This window comes from Streptococcus sp. HMSC078H03 (assembly GCF_001808655.1).
GTDB lineage: Bacteria > Bacillota > Bacilli > Lactobacillales > Streptococcaceae > Streptococcus > Streptococcus salivarius_G.
In genome coordinates this window covers 1-21,561 of record NZ_KV794094.1, presented here as the reverse complement: position 1 = coordinate 21,561, position 21,561 = coordinate 1, and the positions used below count along the sequence as shown (strand labels likewise).

At 39.3% G+C, this 21,561-nt stretch carries 21 protein-coding genes, 1 tRNA gene and 1 pseudogene; 16 read left to right on the top strand and 7 right to left on the bottom strand.

Annotation, left to right across the window (positions count from 1 at the left end; all coding sequences use genetic code 11):
- Positions 1-324 precede the first annotated feature (324 nt).
- From HMPREF2607_RS04645 to HMPREF2607_RS04635, 4 genes are all read left to right on the top strand, one after another.
- The gene (locus HMPREF2607_RS04645) at positions 325-2,430 is read left to right on the top strand and encodes an AAA family ATPase (protein ID WP_070476131.1); all 2,106 of its coding nucleotides are present in this window, start codon (positions 325-327) and stop codon (positions 2,428-2,430) included.
- A gap of 437 nt (positions 2,431-2,867) precedes the next feature.
- Positions 2,868-2,993 carry a hypothetical protein gene (locus tag HMPREF2607_RS10605; protein WP_002884447.1) on the top strand — a complete coding sequence of 42 codons (126 nt, stop codon included), beginning with the start codon at positions 2,868-2,870 and terminating at the stop codon, positions 2,991-2,993.
- A 17-nt stretch (positions 2,994-3,010) separates the two neighbouring features.
- The gene (locus HMPREF2607_RS04640; RefSeq protein WP_002884297.1) at positions 3,011-3,619 is read left to right on the top strand and encodes a DUF4230 domain-containing protein; all 609 of its coding nucleotides are present in this window, start codon (positions 3,011-3,013) and stop codon (positions 3,617-3,619) included.
- 93 nt (positions 3,620-3,712) lie between these two features.
- Positions 3,713-4,078 carry a hypothetical protein gene (locus HMPREF2607_RS04635; RefSeq protein WP_261674279.1) on the top strand — a complete coding sequence of 122 codons (366 nt, stop codon included), beginning with the start codon at positions 3,713-3,715 and terminating at the stop codon, positions 4,076-4,078.
- A 463-nt stretch (positions 4,079-4,541) separates the two neighbouring features.
- Here HMPREF2607_RS04635 and HMPREF2607_RS04630 read toward each other — a convergent pair whose 3' ends face one another.
- Complete coding sequence (locus HMPREF2607_RS04630) at positions 4,542-4,841, bottom strand: hypothetical protein (RefSeq protein ID WP_070476124.1); 300 nt, start codon at positions 4,839-4,841, stop codon at positions 4,542-4,544.
- The gene (locus tag HMPREF2607_RS04625) at positions 4,838-5,257 is read right to left on the bottom strand and encodes an HIT family protein (protein WP_037599159.1); all 420 of its coding nucleotides are present in this window, start codon (positions 5,255-5,257) and stop codon (positions 4,838-4,840) included. The genes HMPREF2607_RS04630 and HMPREF2607_RS04625 overlap by 4 nt, the downstream gene beginning before the upstream one ends.
- 64 nt (positions 5,258-5,321) lie before the next feature.
- On the opposite strand from HMPREF2607_RS04625, the gene HMPREF2607_RS04620 reads away from it, so the two are divergent.
- The 5 genes from HMPREF2607_RS04620 to HMPREF2607_RS04600 all read left to right on the top strand — a co-directional run bounded on the left by HMPREF2607_RS04620 (position 5,322) and on the right by HMPREF2607_RS04600 (position 8,732).
- Positions 5,322-6,053 (top strand): ABC transporter ATP-binding protein, encoded by a 732-nt coding sequence (locus HMPREF2607_RS04620; protein ID WP_002884531.1) that lies wholly within the window; start codon positions 5,322-5,324, stop codon positions 6,051-6,053.
- Positions 6,050-7,087: an ABC transporter permease gene (locus tag HMPREF2607_RS04615; RefSeq protein WP_070476121.1), complete on the top strand. Its 1,038-nt coding sequence runs from the start codon at positions 6,050-6,052 to the stop codon at positions 7,085-7,087. The genes HMPREF2607_RS04620 and HMPREF2607_RS04615 overlap by 4 nt, the downstream gene beginning before the upstream one ends.
- 57 nt (positions 7,088-7,144) lie before the next feature.
- Entirely contained in the window at positions 7,145-7,936 is a 792-nt protein-coding gene (gene ccrZ / locus HMPREF2607_RS04610; protein ID WP_002884270.1) for a cell cycle regulator CcrZ, read from the top strand.
- A 9-nt stretch (positions 7,937-7,945) separates the two neighbouring features.
- Positions 7,946-8,587, top strand: a complete 642-nt coding sequence (gene trmB / locus HMPREF2607_RS04605; RefSeq protein ID WP_070476118.1) for a tRNA (guanosine(46)-N7)-methyltransferase TrmB — start codon at positions 7,946-7,948, stop codon at positions 8,585-8,587.
- Between the two features lie 58 nt (positions 8,588-8,645).
- Positions 8,646-8,732, top strand: a tRNA-Ser gene (locus HMPREF2607_RS04600).
- Positions 8,733-8,803: 71 nt separating this feature from the next.
- Here HMPREF2607_RS04600 and HMPREF2607_RS04595 read toward each other — a convergent pair.
- Positions 8,804-9,985: an aminoacetone oxidase gene (locus HMPREF2607_RS04595; protein ID WP_048790353.1), complete on the bottom strand. Its 1,182-nt coding sequence runs from the start codon at positions 9,983-9,985 to the stop codon at positions 8,804-8,806.
- 112 nt (positions 9,986-10,097) lie between these two features.
- Between HMPREF2607_RS04595 and ilvD the strand changes: the two genes are divergently transcribed.
- Positions 10,098-11,816 (top strand): dihydroxy-acid dehydratase, encoded by a 1,719-nt coding sequence (gene ilvD / locus HMPREF2607_RS04590; protein ID WP_021143714.1) that lies wholly within the window; start codon positions 10,098-10,100, stop codon positions 11,814-11,816.
- Positions 11,817-11,974: 158 nt separating this feature from the next.
- Here ilvD and HMPREF2607_RS04585 read toward each other — a convergent pair whose 3' ends face one another.
- The gene (locus HMPREF2607_RS04585; protein ID WP_037598415.1) at positions 11,975-12,334 is read right to left on the bottom strand and encodes a metal-sulfur cluster assembly factor; all 360 of its coding nucleotides are present in this window, start codon (positions 12,332-12,334) and stop codon (positions 11,975-11,977) included.
- A gap of 516 nt (positions 12,335-12,850) precedes the next feature.
- Here HMPREF2607_RS04585 and HMPREF2607_RS04580 point away from each other — a divergent pair.
- The 3 genes from HMPREF2607_RS04580 to HMPREF2607_RS04570 all read left to right on the top strand — a co-directional run bounded on the left by HMPREF2607_RS04580 (position 12,851) and on the right by HMPREF2607_RS04570 (position 14,929).
- Positions 12,851-13,387: a DUF536 domain-containing protein gene (locus HMPREF2607_RS04580; protein ID WP_014634931.1), complete on the top strand. Its 537-nt coding sequence runs from the start codon at positions 12,851-12,853 to the stop codon at positions 13,385-13,387.
- 48 nt (positions 13,388-13,435) lie between these two features.
- Positions 13,436-14,026, top strand: a complete 591-nt coding sequence (locus HMPREF2607_RS04575) for a 3'-5' exonuclease (protein WP_014634930.1) — start codon at positions 13,436-13,438, stop codon at positions 14,024-14,026.
- Between the two features lie 174 nt (positions 14,027-14,200).
- On the top strand, positions 14,201-14,929 hold the full coding sequence (locus tag HMPREF2607_RS04570; protein ID WP_014634929.1) for a MerR family transcriptional regulator: 729 nt from the start codon (positions 14,201-14,203) through the stop codon (positions 14,927-14,929).
- 51 nt (positions 14,930-14,980) lie between these two features.
- Here HMPREF2607_RS04570 and HMPREF2607_RS04565 read toward each other — a convergent pair whose 3' ends face one another.
- Together HMPREF2607_RS04565 and HMPREF2607_RS04560 are read right to left on the bottom strand one after the other, a co-directional pair.
- Complete coding sequence (locus HMPREF2607_RS04565) at positions 14,981-17,623, bottom strand: FtsX-like permease family protein (protein WP_014634928.1); 2,643 nt, start codon at positions 17,621-17,623, stop codon at positions 14,981-14,983.
- A gap of 14 nt (positions 17,624-17,637) precedes the next feature.
- Positions 17,638-18,339, bottom strand: a complete 702-nt coding sequence (locus HMPREF2607_RS04560) for an ABC transporter ATP-binding protein (protein ID WP_002884692.1) — start codon at positions 18,337-18,339, stop codon at positions 17,638-17,640.
- A 1,103-nt stretch (positions 18,340-19,442) separates the two neighbouring features.
- On the opposite strand from HMPREF2607_RS04560, the gene HMPREF2607_RS04555 reads away from it, so the two are divergent.
- Entirely contained in the window at positions 19,443-20,060 is a 618-nt protein-coding gene (locus tag HMPREF2607_RS04555; protein ID WP_070476115.1) for a hypothetical protein, read from the top strand.
- A 119-nt stretch (positions 20,061-20,179) separates the two neighbouring features.
- On the opposite strand, the gene HMPREF2607_RS04550 is transcribed toward HMPREF2607_RS04555, so the two are convergent.
- Positions 20,180-20,479 (bottom strand): YbaB/EbfC family nucleoid-associated protein, encoded by a 300-nt coding sequence (locus HMPREF2607_RS04550; RefSeq protein ID WP_038676628.1) that lies wholly within the window; start codon positions 20,477-20,479, stop codon positions 20,180-20,182.
- Positions 20,480-20,780: 301 nt separating this feature from the next.
- On the opposite strand from HMPREF2607_RS04550, the gene HMPREF2607_RS04545 reads away from it, so the two are divergent.
- Together HMPREF2607_RS04545 and HMPREF2607_RS04540 are read left to right on the top strand one after the other, a co-directional pair.
- Complete coding sequence (locus tag HMPREF2607_RS04545) at positions 20,781-21,287, top strand: hypothetical protein (RefSeq protein WP_048790366.1); 507 nt, start codon at positions 20,781-20,783, stop codon at positions 21,285-21,287.
- Positions 21,288-21,311: 24 nt separating this feature from the next.
- A pseudogene (locus HMPREF2607_RS04540) lies at positions 21,312-21,561 on the top strand (hypothetical protein); the annotation flags it as partial.

Sequence of the window (21,561 nt, the reverse complement as noted above, 5' to 3'; positions counted from 1 at the left end):
CTTGACCTGGTCAAATGAAAGGTATATGATAAAGCTATAAGGAAAAAGGTTTCCTTAATCTACAAGTTTCTTTCTGAAAGAGGCTTGGAAGTTAGCTATATTGAGAGATTCACAGAAAGAAGGTGGCTCTTATGCTAAATCATAATTTATTTAAGGCTGTGAAAGTTCTCAGTCTCCTACCAAGAGCAAAACCTGAAATTATTAGAAGAGTAGTTAAAGCTACTAAAAATTTTTAGGATTTTGGTCAGTAAAAGTCAAAAAATACATTAACGTAAAAATAACACTTAAAAAATTTCACAAGAAAACACAAAACGAGGTAATTATATGAACAACAACTTTAACAATATGGACGATCTTTTCAATCAATTGATGGGTAACATGGGTGGTTATCGTTCAGAAAACCGTCGCTACATGATTAACGGTCGTGAAGTGACACCTGAAGAATTTGCGATTTACCGTCAAACAGGTCAATTGCCTGGTAATGAAGGTGAAGCAGTCAACCCAACTCAACAACAAGGTAAAGGACCTAAACAAGATGGTATTCTTGCTAAACTTGGTCGTAACTTGACTGAAGAAGCTCGCGAAGGTAAATTGGATCCTGTTATCGGACGTAACAAAGAAATCCAAGAAGCTTGCGAAATCTTGGCTCGTCGTACCAAGAATAACCCAGTCCTTGTCGGGGACGCTGGTGTTGGTAAAACAGCCGTAGTTGAAGGTTTGGCACAAGCCATCGTAAATGGTGATGTCCCAGCTGCTATCAAGAACAAAGAAATCATCTCAATCGATATTTCTGGACTTGAAGCTGGTACTCAATACCGTGGTAGCTTTGAAGAAAACATTCAAAACTTGGTAAATGAAGTCAAAGAAGCTGGAAATATCATCCTCTTCTTCGATGAAATCCACCAAATTCTTGGTGCTGGTAGCACTGGTGATGGTCAAGGATCTAAAGGTCTTGCTGATATCTTGAAACCTGCTCTTTCACGTGGTGAATTGACAGTGATTGGTGCAACAACTCAGGATGAATACCGTAACACTATCTTGAAGAATGCTGCTCTTGCTCGTCGTTTCAACGAAGTTAAGGTTAATGCTCCTTCTGCTGAAGATACTTTCAAGATTCTCCAAGGTATTCGTGATCTTTATGAAAAACACCACAATGTTATCTTGCCAGATGAAGTTTTGAAAGCAGCAGTAGATTTCTCTGTACAATACATTCCACAACGTAGCTTGCCAGATAAGGCTATCGACCTTGTCGATGTGACAGCGGCTCACTTGGCTGCTCAACACCCAGTGACTGATGTGAATGCTGTTGAACATGAAATCGAAGAAGAAAAAGCTAAACAAGAAGCTGCAGCTGCCAAAGAAGACTACGAAGCAGCTCTAAACGCTAAAGTTCGTATTGAAGAACTTGAAAAGAAAATTGCTAACCACACAGCAGACCTTAAAGTCACTGCAACTGTCAATGATGTGGCTGAATCTGTAGAACGTATGACTGGTATTCCAGTGTCACAAATGGGTGCAACTGATATCGAACGTTTGAAAGACATGGGTCACCGTTTGCAAACTAAGGTTATCGGTCAAGATAAAGCCGTTGAAGCAGTGGCACGTGCCATCCGTCGTAACCGTGCAGGATTTGACGAAGGTAACCGTCCAATTGGTAGCTTCCTCTTTGTAGGACCTACTGGTGTTGGTAAAACTGAGTTGGCTAAACAATTGGCTCTTGATATGTTCGGAACTAAAGATGCTATCATCCGTTTGGATATGTCAGAATACAGCGACCGCACAGCTGTTTCTAAATTGATTGGTACAACAGCTGGTTATGTTGGTTATGATGACAATAGCAATACTTTGACAGAACGTGTTCGCCGTAACCCTTACTCAATCGTCCTTCTTGACGAAATTGAAAAGGCTGACCCTCAAGTTATCACTCTCCTTCTCCAAGTTTTGGATGATGGTCGTTTGACTGATGGTCAAGGTAACACTGTAAACTTCAAGAATACTGTGATTATCGCAACTTCAAACGCAGGATTTGGCTATGAAGCTAACTTGACAGAAGATGCTGATAAACCAGAACTTATGGATCGTTTGAAACCTTACTTCCGTCCAGAATTCCTTAACCGTTTCAATGCTGTCATCGAATTCTCACACTTGAGCAAAGAAGATCTTTCTAAGATTGTAGACCTTATGTTGGTTGAAGTTAACAAGACTCTTTCTAAGAAAGACATTGACTTGGCAGTTAGCGAAGCTGCTAAAGAATACATGACTGAAGAAGGCTACGATGAAGTCATGGGTGTTCGTCCACTCCGTCGTGTGGTTGAACAACAAATCCGTGACAAAGTCACAGACTTCCACTTGGATAACCTTGATGCTAAACACCTAGAAGCTGATATGGAAGATGGTGTCTTGGTTATCAAAGAAAAAGATGCTAAATAAAAAGCATAAAACCTCCTAATCCTATTTATGAAGCAGAGATGTTAGATATCTCTGCTTTTCTTTTTTATAAATTTTTTAGACTTTCCTTGGGTGCTAGGGACGGAAGCGACTTCCTAGCGGAATTCCATTCCTAAGATTTGAGCCTGAGTCTCAAATCTTCCGAGTGATAGAAGCAATATTGCTTCTATCACTTTTAGCACAGCGGAAAGTCTAGCTTTGTGTATAGCTGTGACTTTTATATTTATTCTTAAATATAAAATGAGATAAAATTGTTCAAATTATGATAATATGATAAATAGTTAAAAATATATTCTATTTTCAAGAAAGCGTTGACAACGCATTCATATCGCTATATAATTTTTGTGTAAAATTAAATTTTAGTTAGTGATTTCTTGGGTTTAATATTACAATCTTTTGTTATTTGATAAGGAGAAATAATGTTAAAAGTAGTTTTATGGATTTTGGCTATTCTACTTCTTGTAGGAATAGCAATGTTGAACCCCCTAATTGCAGCTGGTATTGTGATTGCAGGATTGTTAATCCAGTTGTTTTTGAAGAAATGAGTTAATAGGAAAAAAGTATGAAAAAGATAATATATGGTATTTTAGCGATTTTATTAGTGATTGTCGTAGGATTCATTTTTCTTAGCGTATATAAAGGGAGTGAGTCATCTGGTAATCAAAAACCAAAGACAGAAATCATAGTAAATGTAAAATCTTTGGAAAAGGTCAGTGAGTTAGTTTTACTCAATGCATCTATTCAAAAAGTTAAGTCAATAGAAAATAATACAAAGTTATTTGGTAGTAACTTTGTAATACCTGGTTCAGAAAAGAAAGCACTCATTATTCTAAATTATACGGCAAAATTCGGTATTAAGAATGATGTAACCATTAAAGATAATGGTAATCATAATTATCAAGTTACATTACCCAAATTTGAAGTTATTGGTGTTGAATTAGATAAAGACAAACCTTATACACTCTACGATACTAGTGGAGGGATTCTTAGTTATTCGACTAAAGACATAGATACTGGTGAGGCTGTTGCAGAAGGTTTTTCAAATAAGGAACAACAAGGTTTTATAAAGGACAATAAAAAATTATTAAAGGAGTCAGCCGAGAAGTACTACTCTACAATGATTAAATCTTTGGACCACGAGGCAAAAGTGACAATTGAAACTCAAAAATAAAGGTAAGGAAAAGATATGTTAAAGTAAATTTTTAATGTTAGCGTTTATGTATTTGCAGTTTTTGGATTTATATTTACATTGTTAATAATTTTTTTGGCTATTAGAGATTCTTCGAATGAAAATTCTACTAATGGCAGTAATACGTCAAAAGTAGGACAAAGTATTATGGGTTCGAAAAAAACAGTGGCAAAAACGGAAGAACTATATAGTGATAAAAATATTAAAATAATAAGAACTGGTGGAAATATTATTATTGATAACTTAACGGATAAAGAAATTAATATTGAATCAACTTTTGTAATTAACAATAGTATTGAAGCAAAGCTATTTAGTTCGTCACAATCTAGAATTGATCCGAAAGGAAAGCAGTCAGTATCTATATCAGAATTTGTTGCCGTTAATCCAGGACAGAAAGTTGAGGAATCAGACGAAAAAGCAAAAAAAAGCAAACTACTATAAGCATAAAATGAAGAGCGGTGAAAATATTGGGTGGACTGCTAATATACAGAATGGTAACTATGATACAATGAATTCATTTAGTATAAATTTTAATTACTAATTGTGAGGAGATGCAGAATGGATTTATTGGATAAACTGTTAAGTAATAAGATTGTTAATACAAATGGTTGCACATGTTCAGATACTGGTACCAAAGTCCATTCCTATTTAAGGACACATCCTAAAAATCAAGGCTTAACGAAATCAGCAACACGTTCTATTATAATGCTTTAAAAAGAAATAGTAATTATATGAAAATGGGTTTAGTAGTGTTCTCTTTAATCTGATTAGTGGTGCCTTTTATTATTGAATGGTACTTTCTGTTGTGAAAAAAAGGAACATTGAGTGACTATTACACTATCCATAAACTTTTTATAAGTTTTCATCATTGATAAAAAAGGTAAGTAGCACAAACTACTTACCTTTAATCTTTATCGTCACTTTGATATTTTTTCAAGCGTTCTTGGATGATGTTGAGTCGGGGTTCGAGGTTTTTCTTGAAGACGCGTGTTTTATAGTTAAGGTCTTGTTTGATGTCAGCGAGAACAAGGTTTTGTTCCTTGATGATGTCAAGGTTGCGTTTGATATTGTCCAGATCGTGAGAGATATTTTCTCGTGATTGGTTGAGGTCTAGGATTTCCTCTTTGATGTCTTCACGTCGTTTATAGGCGTAGTAGGCACCGTAGGCGAGGGCTCCAAGAGCTAGAAAGCGTCCAATTTTCATTCTGTTACCTCTTTAGCGATGCTGTCAGCAAGGTCAGCCAGGGCAGCGAAGTCTGGTTCGTGTTCGTCAAATCCCATGTGGATACCATCGTCTGCACCGTAACGAGGAACGAGATGAATATGAGCGTGGAAGACGGTTTGTCCAGCAACTTCTTCGTTGTTATTAAGGATATTCATGCCGATTGCTCTAGTTGCTTTTTGCACGGCACGAGCAATTTTTGGAACACGGCTAAAGACAGTCTCAGCAGTCTCAGCAGACATTTCTAAGATGTTACGAACGTGCTCTTTAGGAATAACCAAGGTATGTCCTTTTGTAGCTTGTGAAATATCGAGGAAGGCTAGAACCTTGTCGTCCTCGTAGACTTTTGATGAAGGGATTTCTCCAGATATAATTTTACAGAAAATACAATTATCCATAATAACGACCTTTCCATGAGTTTTTGTTATAATAGATTATATCATACCAAAGAGAGAAAAGATAATGCTTAAATTAGAAAAGGTGACGGGTGGTTACGCTAATATTCCCGTCCTAAAAGATGTGACTTTTGAGGTGGCTGATGGTGAATTGGTTGGTCTCATTGGTCTTAATGGTGCTGGGAAATCAACAACAATTAACGAGATTATTGGTCTCTTAACACCTTATGGGGGACAGATTGCCATTGATGGGTTAACTATTCAACAAGATTCAGCTAGCTATCGTCAGAAGATTGGCTATATTCCTGAAACGCCAAGTCTCTATGAAGAGTTGACGCTTCGTGAACATTTGGAAACGGTGTTGATGGCCTATGGTCTTGATGTGACTGAGGGGATGGCACGTGCGGACAAGTACCTCAAACTCTTTCGATTAGATGAAAAATTGGACTGGTTCCCGACTCAGTTTTCAAAGGGAATGAAGCAGAAGGTTATGATTATCTGTGCCTTTATTGTTAACCCCAGTCTTTTCATTGTTGATGAACCCTTCTTGGGTTTGGATCCCTTGGCAATCTCCGACCTAATTGAGCTTTTAGCTGAGGAAAAAGCTAAGGGCAAGGCGATTCTCATGTCTACCCACGTTTTGGATTCAGCTGAAAAGATGTGTGATCGCTTTGTGATTTTGCACCATGGACAGGTCTTAGCACAGGGGACTCTCGAGGAGCTACGTCAGACTTTTGGCGATGAGAGTGCTAGTCTTAACGATATCTACATGCAGCTAACTAAGGGAGAATTGTCATGATAGCTAAGCTATTTAAGGAGCGTAGCAAGCGATTCAATGCCCGCTGTGCTAAGTATAGCCGCTACGTCTTTAATGATCACTTTATCTTGGTTCTTCTCTTTCTGCTAGGCTTTGTCTTAGTTCAGTATAGCCAGTTGCTGAAGCATTTTCCAAAAAATCCGTGGGCAATCATTCTTGGCTTGCTTGTGCTTTGTCTGTTAATACCTTTCTGGGGGAATATTGCGACTTATCTAGAACCTGCGGACAAGCACTACCTTTTGGTTAAGGAAGAAGAGGTACTAGACCATGTTAAGAAGGCAACAGGACGTGCTTTTAGATTTTGGTTAATAGTACAAACCCTGATTTTTATTTTGGTTATTCCCCTCTTTTTAGCCTTGGGGCTGCCAGTTTGGGGAGTTATCCTTGTAGCTGTGGCTATGGCTATTCTTAAGTATGTTATTTTCCAGAAAAAGGCTCAACCTTTTTATAAGCAGTCTGGACTGAATTGGACTGAGGCTATTGCAGGAGAAAATAAGCGTCAACAATCGATCTTGAAGTTCTTTTCACTCTTTACCAATGTTAAAGGGATTACGTCGAGTGTTAAACGTCATGCCTATTTGGATGGTATTCTCAAACGTACAAAGAAAGACAAGGAAAATACCTGGTATAATCTTTACCTAAGAGCCTTCTTGCGTTCTGGAGATTACTTTGCCCTTAGCCTACGCCTTTTTGCCCTAACGCTTTTAGTCATCTTTTTGGTTCCTGAAAAATGGCTGGCTATGGTGCTTGTGGTTGTTTTTGACTACCTTTTGCTCTTCCAGCTCACAGCGCTTAAATCGCACTTTGCTTATCAGAGAATGGCTAACCTTATGCCAGTTGGAAAAGACATGCAGGTGAGCAATCTTAAGCGCTTGATTACACAGATTGTACTTGTGTTGACTCTGGTACAGGCTATTTGTCTCTTCGACCTTAAATTTAGCCTGATTTTGGTTGGAATTATGCTAGTTTTGAGCCTTGTTTACCTACCAGCCAAGCTTAAGAAGATGATTGACTAACACCTATTAAATAAGTTAAAATAGAAACGAATGACTAAAGAAAAAGGAGATGCCTAGGTGACATCAACAGATAAAGATTTGAGCCTGACTCCTCTCAAAGGAAATAGTGGTAAGGCCTATATGGGAACTTACCCAAACGGAGATCGCGTCTTTGTGAAGATGAATACAACACCAATCTTGGCAGCTCTTGCCAAGGAACAGATTGCACCACAGCTCTTGTGGGCTAAGCGTCTGGGAAATGGTGACATGATGAGTGCACAGGAGTGGCTTGATGGTCGTATTTTGACCAAACATGACATGAACAGTAAACAGATTATCCAAATTCTTGGTAATTTGCACCGCTCTAAACACTTGGTTAATCAACTTTTGCAGTTGGATTATCATATTGAAAATCCTTTTGATCTTCTACACGAGTGGGAAGAAAATGCCGCTTATCAATTGCGTGAAAATGGCTTCCTTCAAGACGTTGTTAGAGATTTGAAACGTCATCTTCCAGAGTTTCGTGCGGAGATTGCAACAATTGTTCACGGAGATGCTCGTCATAGTAACTTTGTCATCACAACCTCAGGATTGATTTATTTGGTTGATTGGGATTCTGTACGTCTAACAGATCGTATGTATGATGTGGCACAAATCCTCAGCCATTACATTCCATTGGCACATTGGCCCCAGTGGTTGTCATACTATGGCTATAAGAACAATGACCTTGTGATGGACAAGATTTACTGGTATGGGCAGTTTTCATATTTGACACAGATTTCAAAATTCTTTGATAGTCGTGATATGGAACATGCCAACCGAGAAATTTATGAACTTCGTAAATTCAGAGAGACCTTGCACAGATATTAGAAAGTAGACATGCGAGTTAGAAAACGTAAAGGTGCAGAGGAACACCTAGCTAACCATCCTCAGTACGTTATCCTTGAGCCGGAGGCTGCTAAAGGTAAGTGGCATGAGCTTTTTGGTAATGACAATCCTATCCATATCGAGGTAGGATCTGGTAAAGGGGCCTTCATTACTGGTATGGCCCAACAAAACCCTGACATCAACTACATTGGTATTGATATTCAGCTGTCTGTATTGAGCTACGCCTTGGATAAGGTTTTAGCTTTGGGTGCTGAAAATGTCAAACTCTTGCGCGTGGATGGTTCAGCCTTGACCAATTATTTTGAAGATGGCGAAGTGGATATGATGTATTTGAATTTCTCAGATCCATGGCCTAAGAGTCGCCACGAGAAACGTCGTTTGACTTACAAAACTTTCCTAGATACTTATAAGCAAATTTTGCCTGAAAATGGAGAGATTCACTTTAAGACAGACAATCGTGGACTTTTCGAATACAGTTTGGCGAGCTTTTCACAGTATGGAATGGTTCTCAACAAAGTTTGGTTGGACCTTCATGCCAGTGATTATGAAGGCAACGTCATGACTGAATACGAGCGTAAGTTCTCGGAAAAAGGTCAAGTCATCTACCGAGTAGAGGCCCAGTTTAAAGATTAACTCTTGAAAACTTGATTAAAAATAACGATTAGTCTATTAATGGCTAATCGTTTGTTGTGGAGAGGTCGCATAGAGGCCGAGTGCGCACGCTTGGAAAGCGTGTAGTCCTTAACGGGGCTCGGGGGTTCGAATCCCCTCCTCTCCTTTGAGAAATAGACAAAAAATCCCTTCTATGACAGAAGGGACCTTTTTGTTGTCCTTATTTGAAAAAACTACCTAGTCCCAAGGGCTCTGAATGCCTGCGACCCAACCAGTACAGAGGGCGCTAGTGATGTTAAAACCGCCGGTATGGGCATTGATGTCAAGGACCTCTCCTGCAAAGTGTAGGTGAGGGACTTTTTTACTTTCTAGGGTCTTGGGATTAATTTCCTTAAGGTCAACGCCGCCTTTAGTCACAAAGGATTTGGCAAGTGACATTTTACCTGTGATTGGAATTTCCATGTCCTTAAGCTGACTAATAATGCTTTCCAAGTCTTTGGGGTGCAGTTGTTTAACCTTGCTATCAGCCTTATCTTCTGCTAGGAATTCAGCGACACGCTCAGGCACAAGCGCTTTGAGGGTGTTTTTGACAGATTTCTCACGGTTTTCCTCAAAGTAAGTCTTGAGATTTTCTTGGCTTTGGTTAGGAAGAAAGTCCAGATGAGCGATCTCACCACCCTTAACAAAGCTGGAAAGACGTAGGGCAGCTGGTCCAGATAGGCCAAAATGGGTGAAGAGAAGATCATGGGTAATTTTGTGTTTGCCATAGGACAGAGTAACATCGTCAAGAGAAATCCCCTGTAAAGCCTTGTGGGGAAAGTCGGTTAAGAGTGGACTTTCCGCAGCTTCAAGATCAGTGACATGGAGCTTAAAATGGCGGGCAATATCGTGTCCAAAACCAGTTGAACCAGTCGATGGGTAAGATTTTCCTCCAGTTGTGACGATGAGTTTATCACTGGTAAAAGTCTGGTCTGAAGACTTAACTTGGAATTGCTCATCAACTTTTTTGACGGAGACAACTTCTGTATTGGTAAGGATACTAGCACCCAGTTCCTGAATTTTATTTTCCAGAGCTTGAATGATGGTCCGTGATTTATCTGTCTTAGGGAAGACACGTCCGTGATCCTCAACCTTGAGTTTGACACCATTGTCCTCGAAAAAATCAATGATATCGTGGTTATCAAATTGTGAAAAGACGCTATAGAGGAAACGTCCATTACCAGGAATGCCTGCTAGAAGGTCGTCTAAAGTCCCGTTGTTAGTAACATTACAACGTCCACCACCAGTACCAGCCAGCTTCTTTCCGAGACGTTTGTTTTTTTCAATTAGGAGAGTTTGTTGGCCATAGAAGGCTGAGGCAATGGTCGCCATCATGCCAGCAGGCCCCCCACCAATAACGATAGTATCAAAATGTTTCATGCCTTTATTTTAGCATAATTTAAAAAGGGAGAATAGTTGGTAAATGGTCAGTTTTTTTAGACAATTTATGTTAGAATAGGAGTAGAAGTTTAAATTAGAATAGTTATTAACTATGGAGGAAAATATCGTGTCTGAAAATAACATGAAACACCGATCATCTGTCTACGATAGCATGGTTAAATCACCTAACCGTGCTATGCTTCGTGCGACTGGGATGACGGATGATAGTTTTGAAAAGCCTATTGTTGGGGTTATCTCAACTTGGGCTGAGAACACACCATGTAATATCCACTTGCACGGTTTTGGTCAAATTGCCAAAGAGGGTGTTAAAGACGCGGGTGCTTGGCCAGTTCAATTTGGTACGATTACCGTTGCTGATGGTATTGCCATGGGGACACCAGGGATGCGTTTCTCATTGACATCTCGTGATATCATTGCTGACTCAATCGAAGCAGCTATGGGTGGTCACAACGTCGATGCCTTTGTTGCAATCGGTGGTTGTGATAAGAACATGCCTGGTTCTATGATTGCCATTGCTAACATGGATATTCCAGCGATTTTTGCCTATGGTGGTACCATTGCACCAGGTAATCTTAACGGTAAGGATATCGACTTGGTTTCTGTTTTCGAAGGTATCGGTAAATGGAACCACGGTGATATGACCGCTGAAGAGGTTAAAGAACTTGAATGTAATGCCTGCCCTGGCCCTGGTGGTTGTGGTGGTATGTATACTGCCAACACAATGGCGACAGCCATCGAAGTAATGGGGATGAGTCTTCCAGGATCATCATCTCACCCTGCAGAATCAGCTGAGAAAAAAGCAGATATCGAAGAAGCAGGTCGTGCAGTTGTTAAGATGCTTGAACTAGGTCTTAAACCATCAGATATCTTGACACGTGAAGCCTTTGAAGATGCCATCACTGTCACAATGGCACTTGGTGGTTCAACCAATGCGACACTTCACTTGCTCGCTATTGCTCACGCTGCTAATGTTGATTTGACACTTGAAGATTTCAACGATTTCCAAGAGCGTGTACCTCACTTGGCTGACTTGAAACCTTCAGGTCAATATGTCTTCCAAGACCTTTACAACGTCGGTGGTGTGCCAGCCGTTATGAAATACCTTCTTAAGAATGGTTTCCTTCACGGTGATCGTATCACATGTACTGGTAAGACTGTTGCAGAAAACTTGGAGGCCTTCGATGATTTGACACCAGGTCAAAAAGTCATCATGCCGCTTGAAAATCCTAAACGTGCTGATGGTCCATTGATTATCTTGAAAGGTAACTTGGCTCCAGAAGGTGCGGTTGCCAAAGTATCAGGGGTTAAAGTTCGTAACATTACTGGTCCTGCTAAAGTATTTGACTCAGAAGAAGATGCCATCGAAGCCGTTCTTTCTGATGAAATCGTTGATGGCGACGTAGTTGTTGTACGTTTTGTAGGTCCTAAGGGTGGTCCTGGTATGCCAGAAATGTTGTCATTGTCATCAATGATTGTTGGTAAGGGGCAAGGGGACAAGGTTGCCCTCTTGACAGACGGACGTTTCTCAGGCGGTACTTACGGACTCGTTGTTGGTCACATTGCTCCTGAAGCTCAGGTTGGTGGACCTATTGCCTACCTCCGTACAGGTGATATGGTTACAGTTGACCAAGATACCAAAGAAATTACTATGCACGTTTCAGACGAAGAGTTGGCGAAACGTAAAGCTAAAACTGAGTTGCCACCACTTTATAGCCGTGGTGTCCTCGGTAAGTATGCTCACATCGTTTCTTCAGCATCTCGTGGTGCAGTTACCGACTTTTGGAACATGGATAAATCAGGTAAAGCCTAATTTACTAATATAAAAGAAATCACACCGGACATATGTGCGATGTGATTTTTTGATGTTAAGTCCTGAGACGGTTGATGGCAGCATTATGACAAGTGATCGTCTATCTGCTGTTAGCTCAATATAAAAAACCGGTTGGAAATGTCCAATCGGTTTTCCTTTTATTTTCCGCCTCGAGGTGAGATACCAAGGGCAATACGTCCATAACGACTAATACGTGTCATCTTCCAGACTGGTGAATAAGTGGTTTCCACCTTGACAGAGTTAATGCCGTCAATGGATTTTAGCTTTTCAGCGATTTCATAAGGCATAGTCTCTTCACAGCCACACCCAGTATCAGTAAAGGTCATAAGGAAGTAGCAGTGGCCATTTTCATCGACGGTGATTTCATAAATCAAACCAAGGTTGTAAATATCTAGCTCAATCTCAGGGTCGAATACAGTGGTCATTTGTTCAACGATTGGCTCTAAGAAGGGCTGGGCCAAATCATTGACCTTAATATCATCACGGAAGTTTTTCATAGGACTCATTCTTTCTATTTTGCTTTTGTTTATTATGGCACAATTTAGGGCTTTTTTCAATCTCGGATGGCAATATGAGACTATAGTGAGCGAGTGGATTGACAATAAAAAAACTCCAACAGTCAAACCGTTGAAGATAATGTGATTTATGCTTCAATATTAAGCAGTTTTGCAACCAAAGTTGCTCGAATGCCACCCATAATTGGAGCAAGAATGAAAATCCCAAACCTTGTGGAATTGTTCCCACCATTCCTAGATACAACAGATCTGATACCGACCAAAGCCAATTTGGAAGTACCGATTGTTTAAGTCAAAGACTTTCCTTCTATATACATTTATACCCACACTTAGTTTACCAAAAGCTTAGCTTCCTATCAAGTAAATTGTTTGAAGAGTGAAAGGAAAAAGTGACTTAAAAAGAGCCCTTCAGGTATCCAGAATAACTAGTCAAATTGACAGAAAGGAGTGATTGTGATATTCTCATAGTAAGACATTTCAAGAGAAAATGAGGCTATTATGAGTATTGAAAAGACAGTCAGCGAGATTGCTGAAATCCTTGGCGTTAGTCGTCAAGCAGTCAATAATCGTGTCAAACAACTTCCAGAAGAAGATCTAGAAAAAAATGCTAAAGGAGTTACTGTCGTTAAACGCAGTGGCTTGATTAAGTTGGAGGAAATCTACAAGAAAACCATCTTTGACGATGAGCCAATCGATGAAGAAACAAAACAACGTGAGTTGTTAGAGATTCTTGTAGACGAGAAAAACTCTGAGATTGCCCGTCTTTATGCTCAGTTGAAGGCTAAGGATGAGCAGTTGTCTAACATGGATGATCAATTGCGTGTCAAAGACGTTCAAATCGCTGAAAAGGATAAGCAAATCGATCAACAGCAGCAATTGACCTTGACTGCGATGAAGGACAAGGAAGAGCTTAAACTGGAACTCGATGAGGCTAAGGTTGAGGTTGATGAAGCCAAGGCCCAAGTGGAAGAAATCCAGACCAAACAAGAAGAAGCTTCAAAAAAAAGTTTCTTTGGACGTCTATTTGGAAAATAAAAAAGAAGCTGGGACTCAGTCTCAGCTTTAACTATTATAGGAGATAAAATGGAAAATTTAGAAACTTATATTGCCTTTGATTTGGAGTTTAACACGGTGGATGGGGTTAGTCATATTATCCAAGTATCGGCCATTAAGATGGATCAGCATGAGGAAGTGGATCAGTTTGACTCTTTTGTCTATTCGGACGTTCCTTTACAGTCCTTTATCAATGGTTTGACGGGGATTACAGCGGACAAGATTGCCAAGGCACCAAAGCTAGAGTCCGTTCTGACGGATTTTAAATCATTTGTTGGTGACACTCCACTTATCGGTTACAATGCCCTTAAGTCGGACTTGCCTATTTTGTCGGAAAATGGTTTGGACTTGGAAGAGCAATATGCTTTAGATGTTTTTGATGAGGCCTTTGACCGTCGTGCTTCTGATTTGAACGGTATTGTTAACCTTAAGTTGACTAGTGTGGCAGATTTCTTTGGAATTAAGGGACATGGTCACAACAGCTTGGATGATGCTCGGATGACCGCCCAAATTTACGAGAAGTTTCTCGAATTAGATGAGAATGCCAAACTTTTGGAGCAACAGGAAGAAGTCAGTAACAATCCTTTTGCGGCTTTAGGTTTGGGCGGCCTTTTCGACTAAAGCTTTACAAGAGCTGTAAAGGTTGTAAAGAGTGATAGCTAACTTTTTCTGTAAGAAAAGAAAATCCTCTAGGGTTATAGCTTGCATATTACCTTGCGTTATAAGGTAGAATCTAGGTATCAAAGGTGGTGAAAGACCTCCCTTGATAGAAGATTTTAAAAGGAGGTGACTGAGATGTCGCAGTTTTCAACAGGAGAGTTGGCTAAAGCAGCAGAAGTGTCTGTTAGGACTGTCCAGTACTATGATCAACGAGGGATCTTGACGCCATCTGAAGTCACAGAGGGTGGTCGGAGAATCTATCACGAATCAGACTTGGAACGCCTACAAGTCATTTGTTTCTTAAGAGATTTGGATTTCTCAATTAATCAAATCAAGAAACTCTTGCAAGAAGAGAATAGGGAGCAGGTTTTAGAGCTGTTGTTGACAGACCAAATTGAAAGCTTGGAAAAGTCTTCGGAGGAAATAGAGGTCAAACTAAAACGTGCCCGTCACTTGCAAAAAGCAACTGCTAAGTGGCGTCAACTTTCGTTGGAAGATTTGTCAGACATTTCACGTCTTATGGAAAATCAAAAATCATGGCGTCATTTGCAGTTGAGAATGTATGGGAGTGTCGTTCTAATCTCCCTTCTTTATCTGATGGGCCTACTGGTTGTCATTTATTATTTTAAGGATCCCAGAGGTTTGTTTGTTGTCTGTCCTGCTTTTATTATAGTAATGAATTTAGTGATGTTTCACTATAGAAAGCAGTTTGAATACCTCTGTCCTAATTGTCATAGGACCTTTGATCCAAGTTTTAAAGAATTTGCTCTTGCAGGTCATACACCTAGGACTCGTAAGCTGACTTGTCCTCATTGTCATGTGAAGTCCTACTGTCTAGAGTTGGCTAAGACTAAAACAAAATAAGTTATCGAACACAAAAAAACGCTTGAGAATTACTTCTCAGGCGTTTTTAGCTTATTCAACTGAGCTTAGGGCTTCAAGCATATTAAGTTTGGCAAGACGTTTGTTGACGACGAAGCCAAGGATAATAAGGATTATGCCGATAAGAACAGCTGGTAAAAGGTAGGTAGCCAGTCCGATAGATGGATCAAACATGATACGATCTGGCGGAATGATGCTTACCATATATTGGTGGAGTGCCTGTCCAAGACCGAACCCAACGAAGATACCGATGATTGAAAGGTAAATGGTTTCACGATAGATGTAGAGGGATACTTCGTTATTGTAGAAACCAAGAACCTTAACGGTTGAAAGTTCGTGGATACGTTCTGAAACGTTGATGTTAGTGAGATTATGGAGAACAACCACAGCAAGGAGAATGGAAACCGTAATCAAGATACCAATAACCTGTGTCAATGAATTGACCATAGTGCTAATCTGCAGTTTAAGGTTGTTGTTTTGAACAACACCGTAAACATTAGGTAAGTTGATGAATTTGGCTGCCATATTTTCAACATTTTGCTTAGTTGGTTCAGCGAGAGTAACAAGGTTGGCATTATTCACTGAAGGTGTTCCAAAAGCTTTTTGGTAGTAGCTAGCATTCATAAAGAGGAAATGCCCCATGTACATTTCAGTGATACCAGCTATCTTAATCTTGACAGATTCATCCTGACTGTTTTGCACAGTAATGGTATCTCCAACCTTGAGGTTTAGGAGTTTTGCCATTTTTTCAGAGATAATAGCTCCGTCATTAGATAGCTTGAGAGTCTTATTACGGTCTCGGTCATGCAAGCTAACGTAACTATCAACGAGTTTATCGTCACGGTCGTTAAAGACAAGGGTTGAGATTTCCTGAGTGTCCTTGTTGCTACCGGCAATTTTTTGCAAGGTTTCAAAATGGACATTCAAGTATTCTTTAACATCCTTGCTATCGAGGAGTTTAGTGAGTTCCTCATCCAAAGCACTTGACGTATTTGGTTGCTTGGCAACAATCATATCATAGTGAATGATGTCTTCAAACTGTTGCTGGTTAAGGTTAGATACAGAAGATCGAATTCCTAAACCTGCGAAGAGCAGTGCGATAGAACCTGCGACACCAAAGAGGGTCATAAACATCCGTTGCTTATAGCGGAAAATATTACGCATGGTAACTTTTTCCGTAAAGCTGAGACGTTTCCAAAGAGGTGTGATGCGCTCTAGGACAATCTTAGCTCCTGCACGAGGTGGTTTTGGAAGGAGGAGTTGGGAAGGTTTTTCCCAGAGCTCTTTCTTGGCAACCGCAAAGGCAGGTAGCACAGCAGATAAGAGACCTAAAAGGAAGGCCACAAGAGTAAGTCCTAGGTAGAAGTGCAATTCGAAAGCAGGAAGCTGCAAATCGCTCTTATAAGTATTGTGAATGAGAATCGGTAGTAGTGTATGACCGGTAATAACACCTGCGGTTGTACCAGTAATACTCGTTATTAAACCATAAATGACGAATTTATGGATAATTCGCGAATTACTGTAGCCTAGGGCGTTGAAGATACCAGCCTTACCACGTTCCTCTTCAACAAAGCGTCCCATGGTTACAAAGGTAACCAAAGCTGCCATAAAGTAGAGAGCGACAGGGAAGATGTTACTCACATCGTGAATGATGTTAATATTACTTTCATAAGCAACATATCCCTCAGAACCCGGAATCTCTCGACGAGAGTAGAATTGATAGCTAGGCGCTGGTAAATTATCAACCATTGCTTGACTTTCTTCGAGTTCTTTTTGCTTGGCTTCAATTTTGGTAGTAGCTTCTTTGACGCTAGCGGCTTCGGCTGGGTTGCTTGTAGCCATTTGCTGGGTCTGTGCGAGTGCTGTTTCAAGTTCTTGTTTAGCTTGAGTAATTTGAGCTTGAGACTGTGACTTGATTTCAGCGAGGCGTTTCTCAGGTTCGTCTTTAAAGAGTTCCTTGAGTTCAGCCTTTCGTTCAGAAATCTTATTTGCGTATTCCTCACTAAAAGGACTAACATTTTCTAAATCCTTGTAGCGGATGCGGGCAATCATGTAATCATTAGAGGTGAAGTCCGTCTCTGGAACAATGGCATAGCCATCCAGTTTCCCCGTACCAGCACTGGCATTACCAAGGCGGTTCCTAGAGAGAAGTTCAGAGGAATTAACAAAACCAGTAATGGTATATGTTTGTTCCTTTAACTGTTTTTGCCCTGAGCTATCTACTGGCTCAGAAAAGTTAATCTTATCTCCGACGCTATATTCTTCTTTATAAGTTGAGGAAAGAGCGATTTCCCCGTCCTTAGTAGGAAGTTTCCCCTCAATAAGGTCGTAAGTAGAGATTTTCTTAGGTTTAGAGAAAATACGAAATGCCGTATTCTTCCCCTTGATGACAGCATCTTTGAAATAACCATACTCGATGTCTACATTCTTTTTCTTAATCGAATTGAGAAGGTCCTGATCGGTTTGGTTGATACTGTAAGTGCTGATTAAGCTCAAGTCAGCTGTTTGATGCGTCTTGAAGAAGTGTTCCCCAGTTTTTTTCATATTAGGAGAAGTTACTTTAAGACCAATCAAGGCAAAGGATCCCAGTGCCATAAGCAAGGCAATAGAGAGCATACGCCCTTTAGAAGCTACAAAGGTTCGCCAAACATCTTTCCAATAAGTTGTTTTTTTCATGACGGTGCTCCTTTCTAGTATTCCAAGTCCTCGATTTTTTGTGGATTAGGATTAAGTTCCACACTCTTAATCTTGGCATCGTGCATTCGAATGACACGATCGGCAATTGGAGCCAGAGAAGCATTATGGGTCACGATAATAACAGTTGTTCCCTGTTTGCGAGCCATTTCTTGAAGGAGGGTCAGGATTTGTTTCCCTGTTTGATAATCCAGAGCCCCTGTTGGTTCATCACAAAGAAGGATCTTTGGATTTTTGGCAACGGCGCGTGCAATGGCAACACGCTGTTGCTCCCCACCAGATAGTTGTGATGGGAAGTTGTCTAAACGGTCTCCCAAACCGACTTCGACGAGTGTTTGAGTAGCATCTTTAGCGTTTGGAACGATTTCGGATGCTAGTTCGACGTTTTCCCTGGCCGTAAGGTTTGAAACTAAGTTGTAAAATTGGAACACAAAGCCAACGTCCTCACGACGATATGTTGTCAGTTCTTTAGCTGTGTATTCAGAGATATCCTTACCATCAATAATGACGCGACCTTCGTCATTGGTGTCCATACCACCCAAGATGTTAAGAACGGTTGATTTCCCTGCACCAGAGGCACCGAGAATGACGACAAGCTCCCCTTTTTCAATATCAAAGCTTACGTCGTTGTTTGCGATAATTTCCAGATCACCGGTTTTATAGCGTTTATAGCTATGCTTCATTTGAATATAAGCCATGAATTTCCCTTTCATACGAAAATAATGATGCTGATAATTACCTATCTTTCCGTACTCTATTGTAACGGATTTTCCTTGGAATATCTAGGTTTTGAAGCAAAAAAAGGTTTAAAAGACGATAAGATTTTCTTACATGTGACAGAAATTTGAGCGAAGCGTTTACACATGAGAAAAAACTATTCTAGATGAGCTTTGAGTGAGGTGAAAATTTGGTGAAATAGTTATAAAGTTAGGTTATTTTTAGTCTTTTACTGAGTAGATTTACTGTTTTTCAAAATTTACATCATTGTCGGAGAGTTTAGGTCGGTAAATGTTTCATAATAGGGTTGTCATAGGGAATCTGCTTTTGCGTCAGAGTCGATGATGAATAAAGAGTTTTTCATAGTTTCGAGCACGGATCTATCCAGAATACCGCCATTTTTTTGAATTTGGAGGATACATTTTCTATAAGGGTTAGTTTATTCATTGGGAAATAGGGGCCTTTTGGTAATCATTTTTTGTGTGTTAGTTATTTTTAAAGAAGTTGCGATTACCTTAAAATGTGATATCTAAATGAGGGATGTACATTTTTAGAATGAGTTGTTTATTGGGAGGTGGTTTATAAAGTTGTTTATAAATCCTTTTGTTGTAACTTTCTTTGAACTAATCGAGGGACTTTAGTTTCTAATCTTATTTTAGGGTATTGAGAGTTCGACATTCTTACTCAAGAATTCTATTTTATAGTTACATTTAAAGTGTTTGGACAGAATTTTGCTATCCGATAAAATTTTGGGGGAGATGAGTCAGCAAAAGTGGTTTTTGAAGAATCTGTCTAAAAAACAAGTATTGTTTCCCTAAGTACTACTTAAAGAAATTACCATTTGCATAGCTTAAAAAAGCTAATCTGATAATAGATTGTCATCAATTTTAAGACATGAAGTTGTCATTTATTTAAAATGCTTAAAAATTAAAGAAATACTTGAAATCAAGGATTTTGCATGCTAAGATTGTTATCTGGGTGAAGGGTTGGTCAAACAGCTCAATCAACCTTTTACCTTCTACAGCAGCAAATTGGACTCGGTTGTTAGCCAGTTAGAGCTAACCAAACAAATAGTGAGGGATTTATGATTAAGAAAAAAAATAATGGTTTTATCGGCAAAACAATAATCAGCTTGATTACTACTTTGGGGACTCTAGCTCTATTCATGGGTACCAGTGGAGCTTCAGCTGACGTTAAAGAAGCGCCAAAACTTGATTTAGATGCCAATCAAACTAAGGTTCAAACCGTTAGTGATGAGGAATTGAAGACTCATGATGGGCAAGCTCAAGATACGAAGAAACAAGATACATCTGGACAAAAACAGCCAGAAACTGAAGGATCTAAGACTTCAGATGAGGAAACTCCTGATTACATCGTTATCACTGAAGTAGTGGATTCGTCGGAGCATAAGCAGGACTCTAATCAAGTGGTTGATGGCGTCGCTCAAACGCTCGACCCAGACTTGTTGAATGAGATTTTAGCTCAAACTAGCGAAGTTGGAGAATACCAGATTTATGTCAAGAATGATGATGAGCTATTAATTTCAGGACCTGTACCTACCCAAACAGCGAACGAAGATGTGAATTACCCTACTTTAGAAAGTTCATTAAATTCAGCGAGCATCTACTTAGGTCAAAAGAATCGCTATAAATTGGCCAACGAAGAAGACGCACAGTCAGGTCTTGCTTTGGTTGAAGAATAAAATTTTTAAATGACTATCACAAAAAGACTTGGATTTCTTGTCCAAGTCTTTTGTATGTTATGACTGAGTTGTTTAATGAGTGTATAGAAAAAAGGAACCGCGAGATTCCTTTTCCTTTTTTAGAATGGCAATTTACCGGCAAAGGCACCCATTGATTTTTTAGTCGCTTCATCAATTTGTCCAAGAGCATTGTTAAGTGCTTGAACAGTCATATCTTGAAGTGTTTCCACATCATCAGGATCCACGACAGCATCAGAGAAAGTGATGTTAACCACTTTTTTGTCACCAGTTAATTCAGCAACAACTAAGTCTTGTGCTGATTTTCCAGTGAAGGTTGTAGCAGCCAATTCAGCTTGGCTTTTTTCCATTTGTTTCTGAAGCTTTTGAGCTTGCTTCATCATGTTCTGCATGTTCATCATAATATTTTCTAGATTCCTTTCATATCAAGGGTTCAGCCCTTGTTATTTACTTTTTGATGCCTTAATTAGCCTTGTAGAATAGGCAGTCAAAACCTCAACTATTATACCATGTTTAGCTTGATTGACAAAGTGAGGAGAAGTATTGAAGAAATTTGTAAAGACTTGATTTTTCTTATTCATAACAAATGTTAGAGCACTTGCAAATCATTAAATTGTAAGACTTATGATAAATACGGTACAATGGTTTATTGTTAATCCAGTCAAAATTCGATTGGAGATAAAAAAGAAAGAGAAGATAAGGATGCAAAAAAGAAATATTTTGGCGATTTTTGTAGGACTAATTATAGGGCTGTATACAGTCTTAGGAATGAGCCTATTTACTTTTTTTAATTTAAAATACCACTCTGTTTATTATGCTCAGCACATCCCTCATAAGGTGGGGACAGAGCCAGATCTCGTTATGTTGGTAGAGAATATGGGATGGATTTATACGCCGGAGATTGATGGTATTCGATACGACGATGATGGAACAAATGCTATTATAAATACTAAAAGCAAAACTTTTTTAACAAAAAGCTTAGGAAGCTTTTTATATGATAAGGATAATATGGCTATCGGTTTTGACAGTACGTTTAGATTTGACCACGTCAGTTATTTTTCAGAAGAAGCAAAAAGAACTAAAGTTAATGAATCACAAATTAAACGAGAGATTAGGGAAGATTTTTCCCCAATTATGAAGGTTCAAACAAAACCCTTGATCAATCTTCAGTGGCTGTTTAATTTAATTTATCAAAGTAGGTTTAACTAGAGAAAAAGGAAAGAGAAGATGACAATGCAAAAAAGCAATATTTTAGGGATTTTTGTAGGACTATTTTTAGGGCTGGTTACAGTCTTAGGAATGAGCCTATTTACCTTTATTAATTTAAAATTTAACTCTGTTTATTATGCTCAGCACATCTCTCATAAGGAGGGGACAGAACCGGACGTCATTATGCTGATGGAGAATATGGGTTGGGCTTATACACCGGAAATAGATGGTATTAGCTATGATGATGATGGAATGTACGCTATAACTAGAAATA